This is a genomic window from Cellvibrionales bacterium, from assembly GCA_016713115.1.
GTDB lineage: Bacteria > Pseudomonadota > Gammaproteobacteria > Pseudomonadales > UBA7239 > UBA7239.
The window spans coordinates 2,217,393-2,234,295 of record JADJPU010000001.1 but is presented as its reverse complement, the minus strand read 5'-3'; the positions used below and the strand labels follow the sequence as shown (position 1 = coordinate 2,234,295).

The following is a 16,903-nucleotide window of genomic DNA, read 5'->3' as shown; positions in this document are numbered from 1 at the left end:
ATTTATATTAGATTTATATAATTTATGCAAATCTAATATATAAAGAGCAGCCGTAAAAGCAGCCGCTAACGATGATGTAAACTGCCGCACAAAATCCCCCAGTAAAAAGCTAACGAGCTTTGCCCTGTATCACTGGAGAGTGCGCCATGCCTGAAGCTGTCGAACCGAAATACATCCGCATAGACCACAGCGACAAACCCGCTGGCGGGCGCGGTGCAGTGAAAAGCACTTTTAAGTCCTACACCGCACAAGGCATGTCTCCACTCAAAGCGGCATCCATGCTGTTGCAAGCCAATAAACTCGCCAAATTTGACTGCCCCGGCTGCGCCTTCCCCGACAAACCGGGCAAGCCTGCCGTCGATAGCTGCGAGCAGGGCCACAAAGCCATCGCGTGGGAAATGACGCGCAAGGAAACTGGCCCTGATTTCTTTGCCGGACAAACCCTCGACCAACTGCGCGCGCGCAGCGACTACGGACTGGAGTTCCAAGGTCGACTCACCACTCCCATGCTCTACACACAAGAAAGTGGCACTTATCAGCCCATCTCGTGGGAGAAAGCCTTTGCGATAACCGCCGCAGAATTGCAAGCCATCTCGCCCGACCAAGCGGCATTTTATGCCTCTGGCCGCAGCAGTAACGAGGCGGCTTTTTTGTGGCAACTGGTGGCGCGATCCTACGGCTGTGCCAACCTGCCCGACTCTTCCAATTTCTGCCATGAATCTTCGGGCTTCGCACTCAAGCAATCCATCGGCGTAGGCAAAGGCACTTGTTCGTTGGACGATTTTGAACAGGCCGATTTGATTTTGGTGGTTGGGCAAAACCCTGCCACCAACCACCCACGCATGATGGGTGCGCTGCACGAAGCGGCAGCGCGCGGCACCAAGATCATTGCCATCAATCCGCTGCGCGAGCGCGGCTTTACCAATTTTTCTGACCCGAAAGCCATGGGCGAGATGATCGCCAATACCGGCATGGCGGTGGCGCATCGCATCTACCAAGTACGCATTGGTGGCGACCTCGCGCTGTTCAAAGGTGTGATGAAACACCTGTTCGACATGCACGCCCAAGCAACAGCCAACAACACCAAGCCGGTATTGGACGAAGCGTTCATTGCGGAACACACCACCGGCTTCGAAGCCCTGCGCGCCGATTTAGCGGCAGCAGCGTGGGGTGCGCTGGTCGAACAGTCGGGCATCGCGCAAGCCGATATTTGCGAACTGGCTGAGATTTACGCCGCCGCCCCCGCCGCTATGGCGACTTGGTGCATGGGGATTACACACCACGAGAACGGCGTACACACCATCCAAACGCTGATGAATCTACTGCTGCTGCGCGGCAATATCGGACGCGCCGGTGCTGGCGCAGTGCCAGTCCGCGGTCACAGCAATGTGCAGGGCGATCGCACCATGGGCGCCACTTCTATGGTGTCCGAACGCTGGTTGGACAACATGAGCACCGTATTCCCGCAAGCCAGTATCACCCGTGCAGCGGGTTTGGATGCCGGTCAATTGATGCCAAAAATGTTCAAGGGCGAAGTGCGCGCCTTCTTCACACTGGGCGGCAACTTTGGCACAGCAGCCCCGGATTCCGTGCGCGTGCTGGACGGCCTCAGCCGCTGCCGCTTCACTCTGCACATCGCCACCAAACTCAACCGCACACACTGCTACCCTGGCGAAGTGGGCTTGTTATTGCCCACCTTGGGGCGCACAGACATTGATTTGCGTAGTGGCACTGCGCAAGTAGTGTCTGTGGAAGACTCCATGAGCAATGTGCGCGCCTCACGCGGTGTGCAAGCGCCGCTGTCCAGCAACATGATGAGCGAGCCAGCCATCGTCGCGAACCTCGGTGCAGCACTGGCGCCAGACAGCGGTATCCCTTGGTTGGCAATGGCAGATGACTACAGCCTGATCCGTAATGCGATCGAACAATGTCAGCGCGGCTTGGTGGATGATTTCAGCGACTACAACCGAAAAATTCACGAGCAAGGTCGCTTTACATTGACCAACACGGCGCGCCTGCGCCAATGGAAAACCGCCAGTGGCAAAGCGGAGTTTCGTGTGCATCCACTGCGCACTCACGGCCCAGTAGAGCGCGCGCGCATCAAACACGGCAATGAAGTTTTAACACTGATGACCGTGCGCTCACACGATCAATTCAACACCACGGTGTACGGGCAAGACGACCGCTATCGCGGCGTATTCGGTGGACGCAATGTGCTGTTTATCAGCCAAGAGGATCTACAAAAACGCGGCTTACAAGATGGCGATTTGGTGGATCTGCACAGCTGCGGCGACGGCGACGAAGCTGCGCGCGTGGTAAAAGGTTTCAAAGTCGTGCGTTACAGCATCCCTGCTGGCTGCGTGGCGGCGTATTTCCCCGAAGCCACACCACTGCTGCACGCCTCGTCGCTGTCAGAATACACACGCACACCGGCATACAAAGAAATCCCAGTACTGGTGAATGCTGCGGTTTAATTTACGGCTTCTATCGATGGAATTAACCCAAGTTTCTCAAAAATTATTTTTTCAATATCGGCTCCCCACACTTTGTAAGTATGGATTTTAAAATTTCGTTTGCGCTCGATATCTTTTCGATAATCTTCCAGCAGGTAGTCATATTGCCCAGTATTCAGCTTATAGATGGCCTTAAACCTTTCTAGCGTAAACAAGTCTTTGCTTGTAGTAATCAACTTAATATGACGATAGTACTCATCAAGTTTTTGATCTTTTAGCGTATTTTTTTCATCCAGAAAACTCTCGAAATACCCTTCTGGAAGTTCTTTTTCAAAATGGGATGTAAAGTTCATTCTCACCGAGGGGAGCATCGCCACAAACGGATCGGTTAACCCAAAGTAATCGAGTAGCACTATCTCCGTTCCAGCGTAGTATCCAGTGGCTCCTGTTGCCCCTATAACAGCAACTTTATCGCCTGATTTTTTCAGATCAACGCCGAACCTGACATCACTGTCTTGATTCGCAGTTGCTGTACGCGCCTCGTTATAAAACCATGCTGCAGACGAAGTTGAGTAATAGGCCTTGCGCATATTGACAACACCCATGGCTTGGATGTCTGCATCCTGTGTCACAGACCAAGGCAAATGCCTACCGTATGTCCACGGCCTTGTTATGGGGTTTTCAGTCGTTGTCAATCCAAATACTACGAAAATAGGAATAAGAAACTTTAATCGATTCTTTATTTTATTTTCTGATAAAGAAAATTTTCTGAAGATTTCCGTCAGTAACAACGCGGCAACAAGGAATGGATAACTCAAAAATCGTCCCAGCATATATTCCCCACCAATTGAAATGACATAGCAAAAATACGCCATCATTCCAACAGCAAAAGCCTTCTTCCATGGCTCTAAGAAAAACAAGCCCCCGATAAAACCAAGGCCTATTGTAGCCAACATATAGGGATCAAAAACTGTGTGCTGCAGCAGGTAGTTTATGCCGCTTGCCAGAACAATATCTTCCGGAATCCCATTAAAAATTTTTAGGTATGCCGTATTAGGCAGTGGCTTTCCGTAATACACAATACTAAATAACAACCACGCCACTACAGGAAGTGCTGCAAGCAATCCCGCTTTAAACAATAAGGATATTTTTGGCAGATACTTGTACACCACATAAAGGAAAGGCGGCACAGAAAATAGAATAAGGTCTGGCCTCGCAAAGACGATCATCGAGGTGAGAAAAGTGATCGTATAAAACTCTTTTTTTGGCAGCGTTTCTTTTACAAAGCCTAGCTGGGCCTTATACCTATAATAAAGATATAAAATAAAAGCGAACCCTAGGATATTATCCAACCCCGAACTGGTGTAATCATAAAAACTGTTTGACATCAATAAAAACAATATAAATAAACAAAACTCTACCGTCACTCCAAAAACTTTTTTTGCTGTAAATAAGAAAAAAGCAAATACCGCTGTATTTACTACGACTAGCGACATGAAAATATTGTGTATAAAAAAACCCGCGATAACAAGGAGATAGAACCATCCAATACAACTAAAAATTTGCACCCTAATACCGGCATTCCATACCGGCCCATTTCCTATTCTGAATTGCTCTAAAACTCGATACCCAATAAAAGCATCTTCGGTCACCCAGAAGCTTTTAAAAAAAACAACTATCGCTAAAACCGCACAAACACAAGTGAGCAGCTGGATGTTTCTACTTGTTATTACTCTCGTCATTAAAAGATCCGACAATGATGTGTTCTGATTTACGAAGAGTAGGAGTGATCTTTGATCTTCCCCACCAAACACGGGCACTCTGTTAAGCTGTTTTCACCTCGAATGCTTCAGGGCTGATACGCCCGATAGCACTGTGTCGGCGGTTTCGATTGTAATACACCTCAATATATTCAAATACCACTTGCTTCATAATTTCACGGGGCAGAATACACACGCACACCGGCATACAAAGAAATCCCTGTGTTGATCCACGCGTCGGCTTAAAAAAACAGTTACAGTTCAATGGTTTGATTTTGCAACGGCACGCACGCCTGCCAACCCAATTCGCGTTGAATGCGCTCGCGCAGCGCTTCCGATGCTTCTGCCTCACCATGCACGATAAACACTTTTTTCGGCGCCGCTTCAAAACCAGATAACCACCGCATCAATTCGTTGCTATCAGCGTGCGCAGACAACATGGGCAGTTCTTTTACCTCTGCATTGACTGGCAACCAACGACCAAATATTTTCACTTCGCGCGCACCTTCTAATAATTTACGACCGCGTGTGCCAGCCGCTTGAAAACCTGAGAACAACAAAGTATTTCGGCGATCTGGTGCAAAAGCTGCAATGTGATGCAACACACGCCCTCCCGTTGCCATGCCACTGGCAGAAATAATAACTTTGGGATAACGGTTTGCTGACAACTCTTTTGATTCATCAACATTCTGGATGTAATTCACTGCATGACAAGCTGCCTCAAAATCTCGCTTATCTAAACGGTGTTCATTTTTATGTTTGTATAACAACTCCGTAGCACTGGTCGCCATGGGACTATCGAGAAAAACAGGTACATTTTTTAACCTTCCCTGCTGACGCAACAACCACAAATCGTAAATTAATGACTGCGCTCGCCCCACGGCAAATGCCGGAATAACTACCGTGCCTCCGCGCTGTACCGTGCACTCAATTACTTCGCCCAATGCATCCACTGGATCGGTTTGATCATGCACACGATTACCATAAGTTGATTCAATAACCACATAGTCTGCCGATGGCACAGACTCAGGATCATGCATGACCAAATCGTTATAACGCCCCAAATCTCCAGAGAAAACGATGCGTTTTCCATCGATATCAATTTGCGCGGTTGTCGCTCCCAAAATATGCCCGGCTCTGCGCAACAACAATTTTGCATTGCCTGGCAGATCGACCGTGCGATGTAACGGCACTGTATTGAATAGTGCGACGGTGCGTTCCGCATCGCGCACACGATACAAAGGCTGTGCCGGTTTGTGTTTACTAAACCCTTTTCGATTGGCGTATTCCGCATCTTTCTCTTGAATCCACGCACTGTCTAACAGTATTAGCTCTGCTAAATCTCGCGTGGCAGAGGTTGAAAAAATATCGCCGTAAAAACCATCCAGCAATAATCGCGGCAAATATCCACAGTGATCCAAATGAGCATGCGTCAAAACAACCGCATCGATTTCACGAGGATCACTAGGCAGCCGCTGCCAATTCAATTCACGCAGGTTTTTTAACCCCTGAAATAAACCACAATCGACCATGATGCGCGCGTTGCCGCAAGTTAATAAATGCTTTGAACCTGTTACCGTTCCAGCACCACCAAGGCATGTCAGCGTTAGCATATAGCAGTCTCTCTTTTTCCAATCAGTGTTAATGCAGCATCAACGGCATGTGAAGCCGTGCATCGATTAGCGAACAACATGCCGGCAACATCCAGAGTTCCGCCGCGATTGATGTACCCCAATGCACACATATTTTTTGGACCACCATCCAAACGACGCAATACGCCCAACATAGGCTCCGGTCTGGTATGCGTTAACAATACGCGCGGCAAATGTGGCGGAAACAGCGCATGTAAAGATTCGTCATCCAATACAAACTCCGCTTCGTATTCGTCGCGCGGCACACGCAAACGCCCTGGCTCAACAATCACTGTTACGCAAGACAAACAACCTTGTTGCGCAAGAAACTCTTGCGCCTTCAAGGCTTCTTCCAATTGATAGGCTCCAATAGCAAGTAATTGAATTTTTGCATCACGCAAAGAACCAGCCACATGCGCCGCACCGTGAGTCACTAATGCCTTGGCATCCTCTGCATTGAATCGATGTGACACATCACGCTTCGATACCACCACACAAGCCACCTGCCCTCGTCCGGCATAAATGCTATGCAAAGAAGCTGTTGCGGTATTGCCATCCACAGGAAATAAAACGCGCGAAATGTCTGACATTTCCGTCAATAAAGTTTCTGCAATCGTTGGATCTTGATGCGATTGTTCGTTTTTTGAATTCTCCCATGTGTGCGAAGTTACCACTAACGGCACAGGCAACCACTTTGGCGCATGCCCAATTTCTTTTTGATGACGCGCAAAAATAATTTCTTGCCGCAAAATGCCCAGCATTTTTACGGCGAATGCTTCGTAACTAACAATCAGGTTTAACCCGCCTTTATTGGCAAGCGCTGCAGCAGCAACAGCTTCTTCGTTCAACGAAGTGATGACTGCACCGTGCAAACTTTCTGGCACACCCGCTTCCGGCACATTCACCCTGTGTTTTAACAAACGCAGCGTGCCACCCATCTTGTTGCTAGCCAATTCATCAGGATTGCCAATGCGCACACGCAAAGATGGATTGGATTCCACCAAGCTAACAAACCATTGATCCAGCGCACTCATTGCACTACCAACAACACCAATCTCGCTATTGGTTGGCTCTGGCAATTGCAGTGCCGCAGGATTGCGATGCGCCATCGGGTGCTGACTCTCTTTCTCACGCTGCTGTTGTTGATGATTAGTGAGCCGAGTAATCGCCTCACTCAATTCCTGTTCAGGTACAAACAATGTACTGGCACTAGCGTTAAATAAATCACGCGTTGCTTCGTCACAGCATGGGCAGCCTGGCAGCGGTAAGTTATGTGCGGCATTGGTTCCCGCGCCTGGAAAACCGAATCCTTTTTCTGTTTCGGCAATGACATAAGGAAGCCGAGCGGGATAGTGTTTGTCTGGCTGCGCTGAAAATGTACGCAGTGCTGCCTCCGCTTCTATCACAGCCCATGCAATCGCCGCCGGATCGCGTCCATCAACAATCAGAGGGGCGAAGCCGTTGTGCCGCACATCTTCAGCCAACCAATTTGCACCGCCTTCTTGCACAATTTGTGTGCGCTGTTCGATGCGACGACCATTGAGAATCATCACAGGAATGGCATAGCCACAATCTTCTGCACGCCACCAACGCGGCGCCCAATCCGAGCCACGCTGCTCCTCAAAAGCACCATCGCTCAAAAAAGCCACCAAACTTTCCCCTGGCAGTGGCATGTGCACATATTGCAGGCTAGCAAACCCTAGGTAGCCACCCTCTGACACAGCGCCCGCAGTATTGGCTCCTGCGTGACTGCCCAACGGCACGGCAGGTCGTCCATTGGCATCCATGGCATACGAATAAAAGTCTTTGATCAGGCGAGACAAGCCTTCAGCGCTGCGGTCATAGCGCCCGCGCTGTGTGTCGGATACATCGCCCGTCAGCGCATTGATTGCTTCAATTGCCGCCACGCAATGTCCTTGCTCCATCACCCAGCCGCGCGTGTTGCCGGTTAGCGCATTGGCTAGCAGATAGCCCACGAAGGCCGGCACCATGTTGAGTGCGCCGCCGGTATGTCCTTCAGGGGTCGATTTGAAATCCTCAGCTGGCAAGGGTTTACCCGTTAAGTCGATGCGCTGCGCATAAGTCATATGCACAACCACATTCATGGCCACACAAGTGAGTTTGTCAGCCGCCGCCAGCAGCGCGTACGCGCTTTCTACACTGGCAACACTGCCAGCCGCCACTAAACGCTCTACCAAGGCTGCCACGCGTTTTACCGTATCTGCACGATGAGCAATAGGACCTTGCCCTTGCTGCCATCTCAATTGATTGTTAGTTTTATTTTCTTGCATAAACACCTCTTTATAACCATATAAATTATGCGTTTTTAATTCTTAGAGAGGAAGCCTCTGGCATAATGCCACCTTTCCTAAAACGCGCAGATTCACGATGACCAACGCTGTCTCCATTCAAAATTTACGCAAAACCTACGACAACGGATTCTCTGCACTCAAAGGCATTGACCTAACCGTCAACGAAGGCGATTTTTTTGCCCTGCTCGGTCCCAACGGCGCAGGAAAATCCACGCTAATCGGTATTCTGTGTTCACTGGTTAGAAAAACCTCCGGCACCGTAAGTATTTTTAACAACAACATCGACACACATTTCCCGCAAGCCAGAAAATGCTTAGGCGTTGTGCCGCAAGAATTTAATTTCAGTCAATTTGAAAAAGTCGGTGACATCATTCGGACACAAGGTGGTTACTACGGTATGCCCGTTAACCTCGCTAAAGAACGCGCCGATTTCTACATGAAAAAACTGGATTTGTGGGATAAACGCGATTCCATTGCACGCATGTTATCCGGCGGTATGAAACGGCGCTTGATGATTGCTCGCGCACTGATTCACGAACCAAAATTACTGATTCTGGATGAACCCACCGCTGGTGTAGACATCGAGCTGCGCCGCTCGATGTGGGATTTCTTACGCGAAATCAACAAGAACGGCACCTCTATCATCCTCACCACACATTACTTGGAAGAAGCGGAAAACCTCTGCCGCAATATCGCCATCATTAACAAAGGCAATATCATTGAAAACACCACAATGAAAAGCCTTATTCAAAAATTGGACCAAGAAACCTTTGTGCTAGATCTAAAGGATGCCATGCACTTCCTACCGGAAATTCAAGGCTTCGCCATCAAGCAAACGGATTCGCATTCCCTGGAAGTGGAAGTCAAGCGCGGCACCGATATCAACGCTCTCTTTGCACAACTCAGTGAAAGAAATATTCAAGTGGCCAGTATGCGCAACAAAGCCAATCGCCTCGAAGAGCTGTTTGTTAAATTATTGAACGAGAACGCCGCATGAATTCGCAAGAAACTTGGATCGCCTTCAGCACCATCTTAACCAAAGAAATACGCCGTTTTCTCCGTATTTGGATGCAAACCCTTTTGCCTCCCGCCATCACCACAGGTTTGTATTTTGTCATTTTTGGCACGCTGATCGGCAGCCGTATCGGCGAAATGCAAGGCTATAGTTATATTCAGTTTGTGGTACCTGGCTTGGTGATGATGTCGGTGCTAACCAATTCCTATAGCAATGTGGTCTCCTCTTTTTTCAGCAACAAGTTTCAACACAGCATTGAGGAGTTGCTGGTAGCGCCCGTTCCCAATTGGGCAATACTTGCCGGTTATGTGGCAGGCGGCGTGGCACGCGGCATCTGCGTAGGTATTGTTGTCACCATACTGTCGTTATTTTTTAGCAAACTGCATGTACAACATTAACTCATCATGATCAGCACCGTGTTACTCACTTCCGTTTTGTTCTCACTCTTAGGTTTGCTCAATGCCATCTTCGCCAAAAACTTTGATGACATTTCTATCATCCCTACTTTTGTTTTAACACCACTGACATATCTTGGCGGTGTGTTTTATTCCATTGATTTACTGCCGCCATTTTGGAAGGCTTTATCGCAACTCAACCCAATTCTCTACATGGTGAATGCATTTCGCTACGGCATGCTCGGCATTTCGGATGTCAATGTTTCTGCATCGCTCGGCATGATCGCTCTATTCTCCTGTATCGCATGCGTTGTTGCCCTGCGTTTGCTCAACAGCAGCAAAGGCTTGCGGAGCTAAGGCATGACTGTGGATTACAGTCAGCTGCCTCTGGGCAAGCACACAACCTACAGCGATCATTACGATCCGAGCTTACTCGTTGCTGTGCCGCGACAAGCTGCACGCGATTTTTGGCCAGCCAAAAAACCGCTGCCTTTTATTGGCGAAGACAGCTGGACTGGCTATGAAATTTCGTGGCTAGACCAACAAGGCAAACCGCAAGCCGGCTGCATTCTGCTCGACTACAGTGCACAGACAGCAAATATCGTTGAATCGAAATCGCTGAAGCTGTATCTGAACAGTTTTAATCAAACCGCCCTAGAAAATACGAATGAATTGATCGAAAAAATTTCCGCCGATGTGGCGAGTATCGTCGGCGGCAATGTTCAAGTGGTTTTTTGTGCAGCACAAGGCGATAGCCGTTTGCAAATCCAACCGTGGACTGATCGCTGTATTGATAACGCCAATATTTCCATCAATCACTACGAAATTACTTCTGCGTTACTCACTTGTGATACAAGCAAAACAACGGAACAAGTCCTAATCAGCCATTTACTGCGCAGCAACTGCCCCGTTACCGGCCAACCGGATTGGGCGAGCGTGCGTATTGCTTATTGCGGCGCAGCAATTAACGAAGAAAACCTGCTGCGCTACTTATGTTCATTCCGTTTACATCAAGGTTTTCACGAGCAGTGTGTCGAGCGTATTTTTTGCAATATTTGGACACACTGCTCGCCAGAAAAACTCAGCGTTGAAGGCAGATTCACGCGACGCGGCGGCCTCGACATCAACCCCTTTCGCGCCAGCCACGCTGAACTAAAGCCCACACGCGCAAGGCAGTGGCGGCAATGATTGCGTATCTGCTGCGCCGTTTATTGCTGACTATTCCGACATTACTCGGCATCACGCTGATTGTTTTCACCCTCACCCGCTTTGTCCCTGGCGGGCCAATAGAAAAAATGATGACCGATGCGCAATTTGCCGGCGGTGAAGGCGCACATATTGTGCGCGACCGCGCCAACAGCAGCGGCTCGTTAGATGAAGAACAACTTGCGGAATTAAAAACCTACTATGGCTTTGATAAGCCACTGCTCATCAGTTACGCAGAATGGTTATGGCGCGTGCTACAACTCGATCTTGGTTATTCCACCCGCTACGGCGAACCCGTGTGGGATACGATTGTTTCGCGCATGCCACTCTCATTATTTTACGGCGGGCTTTCTTTATTGATCACTTATGCCGTGTGCATTCCCCTCGGTATTGCTAAGGCTCTGCGTCACAATTCGCGTTTTGATCATCTCAGTGCTGCTCTCATTTTTTTAGGTTTTGCGATCCCCAATTATGTACTCGGCATTATTTTGATCACTGTTTTTGCTTCGCATTGGGAAATTTTTCCTTTGGGTGGCTTTGCTAGCGATGACATTGCTGATTTGTCTTGGGTGGAACAAATCCGCGACATTGCTATGCACGCGGTACTGCCGTTGACCACCTATTTGGTCGGCAGTTTCGCTGTGATGACCATGCTGATGAAAAACAGCTTGCTGGAAAATCTCGCCAGTGATTATGTGCGCACAGCGGTAGCTAAAGGGCTCTCGTTTCGTCAAGCCGTGTTTCGTCATGCACTGCGTAATAGCTTAATTCCACTCGCCACATCATTCGGCCACGGCATCTCAATTATTTTGTCTGGCTCTTTTTTAGTAGAAACCATCTTCAATATCGACGGCATGGGTTTGCTCGGCTATGAATCTTTAGTGGAGCGCGACTACCCCGTGGTAATGGGATTGTTGGTTATATCTTCCGTACTATTTTTGATCGGCAATATCCTCTCTGATCTCTGCGTTGCAGCCATTGACCCGCGCGTGAGGTTTGAATAAGCGTGTTCACACTGCACCCACAAACCAAAAAACAATGGCAGCGTTTTCGCACGCAGAAACGCGGCTACTGGTCTGCGCTGTTGTTAGTTGTGTTAATCGCTTTGAGCTGTGTTGCTGAATTGATCGCAAACAACCGCGCCTTGATTGTGCATTACCAAGGCCACTACTTTTTCCCGACCTACGGCGCTTTTTTACCTGGCACAAGCTTTGGCTTGGATTACCCACACGAAACCAACTACCGCGATTTACAACAACAATTTCGCAAAACAGCAGACACGGACAACTGGGTGTTAATGCCGATAATTCCTTGGAACCCGCTGGAGTCTCACGCCGTTGAGGGTTTATACCCACCGCTACCGCCATCACTCAGTTATCAACATTTTTTGGGAACCGATGGCGCTGGTCGCGATATCGCCGCGCGTTTGCTGTACGGCTTTCGTTTTTCCATCGCTTTTAGCATTTTGTTGTTGCTGTGCAATTACACCGTTGGCACCATCATCGGTATTGCGATGGGTTTTTATGGCGGCAAGTTTGATTTGATCATGCAGCGCGTGATCGAAATTTGGTCGTCTATTCCCACGCTGTATGTGATTATGATTCTCGCCTCATTGATACTGCCCGGTTTTTGGACGCTGCTGTTGATCATGGCGTTTTTTGATTGGACTGCTATCACTTGGTATATGCGTACCAGCAGTTACAAAGAAAAAGCACGCAATTATGTATTGGCAGCGCGCGCACTGGGCGCATCGGATTGGCGCATCATCACGCAACATTTATTGCCCAACACACGCGCACTGTTAATTACTTTTGCTCCGTTTTCGATTACAGGCGGCATCACGGCCTTAACTGCGTTGGATTATCTCGGCTTCGGCTTACCGCCGCCCACACCCAGTTGGGGCGTGTTATTGCGCGAAGGCATGTCGCGACTAGACAGCGAATGGATCGTTGGCTCTGTCACTATCGCCATGGTGGCGGTGTTGATTATGGTGACTTGGATAGGTGAAGCCTTGCGTGAAGCCTTCGACCCCAAACAACACACGGTGTACGAATAATGTTGCGCCGTTTTTTGCTATTGCCACTGTGTATCTGTTTATTTCTTATTGGCTGCGATAAGAAAGAAGTATCTAGCGCAACAGCTATTGAACGAACACTTACACCTTATCCAGCATCCACCACAGCATTGCCCAATGATTTGGTGTGGCAAACCAATGACAGCGACCCAGAGTTTGCCGACCCCGCTGCACAACGCGGCGGCACACTGCGTGAATCCATGTTGAGTTTTCCACTCACACTGCGTGTCGTTGGCCCCGATTCCAATGGCAGTTTTGCTGGTTACACGCGTGCGCTAAACATGAATTTGGTGGACATACACCCTGATACCCGCCGCCCAATTCCTGCACTCGCCACACACTGGGCGTTTGGCAGCGATCACAAAACAATGTATTTCAAATTGGATCCCGACGCGCGTTGGTCTGACGGCAAACCGGTCACTGCCGACGATTTCGTATATTTGCTGGAATTTATGCGTTCGAAATTTATCGTCGCACCGTTTCAAAACGAATACTTCACCACCCAAATTACCAATGTCATCAAATTTGATACCTACACCATTGCTATGGTGTCTGGTGTTGCGAAACCAGACGATGAATTACTCGAACAAGTCAATGTCAATCCCGTGCCGCGCCACTTTCATACACTGGATAAAAATTGGGTGCGTCACTACAACTGGCTGCCAGAACCGGGAACTGCTGCCTATAAAATTGGCGAAGTGCGCAAAGGAAAATTTGTGCGCTTTGATCGCATCAACGACTGGTGGGCGAACAATAAACGCTACTACAAACACCGCTTCAATCCTGATCACATCATCGTCAAAGTCATTCGCGACCCCAACATTGCTTGGCAGTATTTTCAAAAAGGCGAGCTGGACAGCTTCGCACTCACACTACCTGACTTTTGGCACAACAAAGCGAAAGGCGATATTTTTGATAAAGGCTATGTACAAAAACTGTGGTATTACAACGATGTAGTACAGCCCGCGCAGGGCTTGTGGCTCAACATGGCCAAACCACCACTCGATGATATTCGAGTGCGCGAAGCCATTGCCTACGCCATGGATTTCGACAAAGTCATCAACACCGTTTTGCACGGTGATTATCAACGCATGGAAACGCACAATGTCGGCTATGGCGATTACGACAACAAAAATATCAAACCTCGCGGCTTTGATATTCCTCGCGCTATTGTTTTGCTGGAAACCGCCGGTTGGAAATCATTAGACAAAGATGGCATTCGCTTAAAAGATAGAAATCGACTGTCTCTTACGCTCAGTTACGGTAATCCACTGCACACCGATCGCCTAGTAATTTTGCAAGAAGAAGCCAGAAAAGCCGGCATTGATTTGCAGTTACAACTGTTGGACAGCTCCGCTTTTTTCAAACAAGTCTTGGAAAAAAATCATCAAATCGCCTCGCTGGGCTGGAGCGGTGGCGGTTTATCCCCAGAATACCGCCAGTTTTATCATTCCGATAACGCTTTCAAAGCGCAGCCCAACAACATCACCAACTTCGCAGATCCCGTGATGGACAAACTGATTGATGCCTACCGCGAAGAATTGGATCGCAACAAACGCACGGTATTAGCACATCAAATTGAACAACAGGTTTTTGATACGGCAGCAATGATTCCTACTTTCAAAGTGCCCTACTTCCGCGAAGCCTATTGGGCATGGATAAAATTGCCAGCTAGCCACGCTACGCGCAGCAGCGACAGCGCCGTAGATGCCATGGGAACTGGGCTATTTTGGATAGACCTACCCACTAAAAACCGCATTCGCCAGCTACAACGCGAGGATAAACCACTCTCTACGCCTGTCACGATTACCGACAGCACATGGCGGCATTGATATGAGTATCCCCTTGCTCGCCATTGAAAATCTAAGTATTGCGGCTCACAGCGATGATGGCGAACGCACGGTGCTACGCAATGTTTCCTTCACCATTCAAACAGGTGAAACACTGGCTTTGGTGGGAGAATCCGGCTCAGGCAAAAGTCTCTGCGCACAAAGCATCATGGGCTTGTTACCTAAACCTGCGCTAAAAATGTGTCGAGGAAAAATTCTGTTTGATGGCGAACGCATCGACAACAACTTGCATTTATTGCACAGCTTACGCGGCAAACGCGTGGCAATGATTTTTCAGGAGCCAATCACCGCACTCAATCCCGTGCAAACCATTGGCGAGCAGTTGGCAGAAGTGTTTCAACTGCATGAACCCACTTTGCACGCAAACGATATACGCGAACAATCATTGCAACTATTACAAGAAGTAAAAGTCGATCAACCAGAACTGCGTTTAAGAAGTTTCCCCCACCAGCTTTCAGGCGGCCAATGCCAACGCATTATGATTGCGATGGCTTTAGCAGGAAAACCCGACTTACTGATTGCCGATGAACCCAGCACGGCGCTAGATGCCAGCACGCAACACCAACTTCTGGCTTTACTACAAAATCTGCAACAACAACGACAAATGGCGGTGTTATTTATCACACACGATTTGGCTTTAGTAAAACACTGGTGCCAACGCGTTGCTGTCTTACAAAACGGTTCGCTCTGTGAAATCGCCTCTACTGAAACAATTTTTTCATCACCACAACATCCGTATACGCAAAGTCTGATTGCTGCACTGCAGCCAACGGCTCATTCAGAAACAAAAAACAACCAAAAAACCGTGTTGTTAGAAGCCAGAAATATCAGCAAAGCCTTTACGCCACCGCAAGCACTGTTAACACGACGAAAACCCGCTACTCCAGTGCTACATGACATCAGCTTCTCTATCCACGAACAAGAAATACTGGCATTGGTAGGAGAATCCGGCTGTGGAAAAAGCACGCTGGGGCGCGCCCTGTTGGTTTTAGATCCAGCGGACTCTGGCGAAATTATTTTTCAACAACAAATACTCGACAGAAATAATCGCCAGCAAATCACCGCTTTTCGCCAGCAATGCCAAGTTATTTTTCAAGACACCAATGACTCTTTAAACCCCAGACACACGGTTGAACGCATCCTGCTGGAACCGCTTGAAATTCACAGCATCGGCAACCCGCAGACCCGCACCGCAACGGTACAAACATTGCTTCAACGCGTGGAGCTGCCAGCTGACAGCTTGCACCGCTTTCCCCATGAGTTTTCCGGTGGTCAACGACAGCGGATCGGTATCGCTCGTGCCATCGCCCTCAATCCTAAATTGATCGTCTGCGATGAGGCCGTCTCAGCCTTGGATGTATCCACGCAGGCACAAATCATCGCCCTGCTGCTGCAACTTAAACGCGATATGCAGCTATCGCTGCTGTTTATCACCCACGATCTCCATTTGGTGCAACGCATAGCAGATCGCGTACTGGTGATGCAGCAAGGCCGTATTGTGGAGGCCGGCAACACACAGCAGATTTTTGAAAATCCTCAGCATCCCGCCACCCAACTGCTGCTTAGTGCATTGTTCTAGCGACGGTTGTGGGATAATGAGGAAACAACTGAAGTACTCTGACTAGATTCGGTATGGCAAAAAAAATATTCAAACGGTTCACCACCGAGGGGCAAAAACTGCTGTCTAGTGGGAAACTGGCTGTATTGGGTAACCGCATCCATGACCCCAATTTATGGCACTTAAACCGCAATAGTGTTGCACGCGCATTTTTTGCGGGTCTATTTGCTGGTTTTGCTTTCATCCTTTTTCCTTTTCAAATGCTAATTGCTGCCATTATTGCCATCTGGCTGCGCGGCAATTTACCTATCTCCGTGGGCTTGGTTTGGGTTTCCAACCCTTTAACTTCTCCACCCATTCTTTATGCTGCCTTAAAAATTGGTTCTTTCTTTATTCCCAATACTGTCAATTTTGATCTCAATGCTTTGCTCTCTTTCGATTGGAGCCATGACAGCTTGCTCAGTGAAGCAACCAACTTATTCCGTATCATCAAAGATACATGGCGACCACTTCTACTGGGCTCTTTCATTATCGGCACAGCATTTGGCATATCTGGATATTTTGCCGTGCAACTTTTCTGGCGTTGGCATGTGATACGCACTTGGAATAAACGCCAGTTAGATCGAATAAGAAAACGCTAATCAACTTC

The 16,903-nt window shown here is 48.6% G+C and carries 12 protein-coding genes and 1 pseudogene; 9 read left to right on the top strand and 4 right to left on the bottom strand.

What is annotated here, in order from left to right; genetic code table 11:
- Positions 1-146: 146 nt before the first annotated feature.
- Positions 147-2,474: an FdhF/YdeP family oxidoreductase gene (locus IPK30_11015; protein MBK8103772.1), complete on the top strand. Its 2,328-nt coding sequence runs from the start codon at positions 147-149 to the stop codon at positions 2,472-2,474.
- Here the strand turns inward: IPK30_11015 and IPK30_11010 are convergent.
- The 4 genes from IPK30_11010 to IPK30_10995 form a co-directional block, all read right to left on the bottom strand.
- Positions 2,471-4,195 carry a hypothetical protein gene (locus IPK30_11010; GenBank protein ID MBK8103771.1) on the bottom strand — a complete coding sequence of 575 codons (1,725 nt, stop codon included), beginning with the start codon at positions 4,193-4,195 and terminating at the stop codon, positions 2,471-2,473. The two genes, IPK30_11015 and IPK30_11010, sit on opposite strands and share 4 nt — an antisense overlap.
- A gap of 82 nt (positions 4,196-4,277) precedes the next feature.
- Positions 4,278-4,385 carry an IS3 family transposase gene (locus tag IPK30_11005; GenBank protein ID MBK8103770.1) on the bottom strand — a complete coding sequence of 36 codons (108 nt, stop codon included), beginning with the start codon at positions 4,383-4,385 and terminating at the stop codon, positions 4,278-4,280.
- An 82-nt stretch (positions 4,386-4,467) separates the two neighbouring features.
- Positions 4,468-5,826: an MBL fold metallo-hydrolase gene (locus IPK30_11000; GenBank protein ID MBK8103769.1), complete on the bottom strand. Its 1,359-nt coding sequence runs from the start codon at positions 5,824-5,826 to the stop codon at positions 4,468-4,470.
- Positions 5,820-8,135 (bottom strand): xylulose 5-phosphate 3-epimerase, encoded by a 2,316-nt coding sequence (locus IPK30_10995; GenBank protein MBK8103768.1) that lies wholly within the window; start codon positions 8,133-8,135, stop codon positions 5,820-5,822. Before IPK30_10995 ends, IPK30_11000 begins: the two co-directional genes overlap by 7 nt.
- 97 nt (positions 8,136-8,232) lie before the next feature.
- Between IPK30_10995 and IPK30_10990 the strand changes: the two genes are divergently transcribed.
- From IPK30_10990 to IPK30_10955, 8 genes and pseudogenes are all read left to right on the top strand, one after another.
- On the top strand, positions 8,233-9,153 hold the full coding sequence (locus tag IPK30_10990) for an ABC transporter ATP-binding protein (protein ID MBK8103767.1): 921 nt from the start codon (positions 8,233-8,235) through the stop codon (positions 9,151-9,153).
- Positions 9,150-9,923: pseudogene (locus IPK30_10985) on the top strand (ABC transporter permease). The gene IPK30_10990 and the pseudogene IPK30_10985 overlap by 4 nt, the downstream one beginning before the upstream one ends.
- 3 nt (positions 9,924-9,926) lie before the next feature.
- The gene (gene queF / locus IPK30_10980; GenBank protein ID MBK8103766.1) at positions 9,927-10,754 is read left to right on the top strand and encodes an NADPH-dependent 7-cyano-7-deazaguanine reductase QueF; all 828 of its coding nucleotides are present in this window, start codon (positions 9,927-9,929) and stop codon (positions 10,752-10,754) included.
- Positions 10,751-11,776: an ABC transporter permease subunit gene (locus IPK30_10975; GenBank protein MBK8103765.1), complete on the top strand. Its 1,026-nt coding sequence runs from the start codon at positions 10,751-10,753 to the stop codon at positions 11,774-11,776. Before queF ends, IPK30_10975 begins: the two co-directional genes overlap by 4 nt.
- Positions 11,773-12,828, top strand: a complete 1,056-nt coding sequence (locus tag IPK30_10970; GenBank protein MBK8103764.1) for an ABC transporter permease subunit — start codon at positions 11,773-11,775, stop codon at positions 12,826-12,828. Before IPK30_10975 ends, IPK30_10970 begins: the two co-directional genes overlap by 4 nt.
- Complete coding sequence (locus tag IPK30_10965; GenBank protein ID MBK8103763.1) at positions 12,828-14,678, top strand: ABC transporter substrate-binding protein; 1,851 nt, start codon at positions 12,828-12,830, stop codon at positions 14,676-14,678. The genes IPK30_10970 and IPK30_10965 overlap by 1 nt, the downstream gene beginning before the upstream one ends.
- Position 14,679: 1 nt before the next feature.
- Positions 14,680-16,275, top strand: coding sequence for an ABC transporter ATP-binding protein (locus IPK30_10960; protein ID MBK8103762.1), 1,596 nt, complete (start codon positions 14,680-14,682; stop codon positions 16,273-16,275).
- 53 nt (positions 16,276-16,328) lie between these two features.
- Complete coding sequence (locus tag IPK30_10955; protein MBK8103761.1) at positions 16,329-16,895, top strand: DUF2062 domain-containing protein; 567 nt, start codon at positions 16,329-16,331, stop codon at positions 16,893-16,895.
- The last annotated feature ends 8 nt before the right edge of the window (positions 16,896-16,903 follow it).

What these genes read in the sequence shown, in the direction of transcription:
- IPK30_11015 (MBK8103772.1), top strand. Translation starts at nt 147, where the DNA reads ATGCCTGAAGCTGTCGAACCGAAATACATCCGCATAGACCACAGCGAC.
- IPK30_11010 (MBK8103771.1), bottom strand. Translation starts at nt 4,195, where the DNA reads ATGACGAGAGTAATAACAAGTAGAAACATCCAGCTGCTCACTTGTGTT.
- IPK30_11005 (MBK8103770.1), bottom strand. Translation starts at nt 4,385, where the DNA reads ATGAAGCAAGTGGTATTTGAATATATTGAGGTGTATTACAATCGAAAC.
- IPK30_11000 (MBK8103769.1), bottom strand. Translation starts at nt 5,826, where the DNA reads ATGCTAACGCTGACATGCCTTGGTGGTGCTGGAACGGTAACAGGTTCA.
- IPK30_10995 (MBK8103768.1), bottom strand. Translation starts at nt 8,135, where the DNA reads ATGCAAGAAAATAAAACTAACAATCAATTGAGATGGCAGCAAGGGCAA.
- IPK30_10990 (MBK8103767.1), top strand. Translation starts at nt 8,233, where the DNA reads ATGACCAACGCTGTCTCCATTCAAAATTTACGCAAAACCTACGACAAC.
- queF (MBK8103766.1), top strand. Translation starts at nt 9,927, where the DNA reads ATGACTGTGGATTACAGTCAGCTGCCTCTGGGCAAGCACACAACCTAC.
- IPK30_10975 (MBK8103765.1), top strand. Translation starts at nt 10,751, where the DNA reads ATGATTGCGTATCTGCTGCGCCGTTTATTGCTGACTATTCCGACATTA.
- IPK30_10965 (MBK8103763.1), top strand. Translation starts at nt 12,828, where the DNA reads ATGTTGCGCCGTTTTTTGCTATTGCCACTGTGTATCTGTTTATTTCTT.
- IPK30_10960 (MBK8103762.1), top strand. Translation starts at nt 14,680, where the DNA reads ATGAGTATCCCCTTGCTCGCCATTGAAAATCTAAGTATTGCGGCTCAC.
- IPK30_10955 (MBK8103761.1), top strand. Translation starts at nt 16,329, where the DNA reads ATGGCAAAAAAAATATTCAAACGGTTCACCACCGAGGGGCAAAAACTG.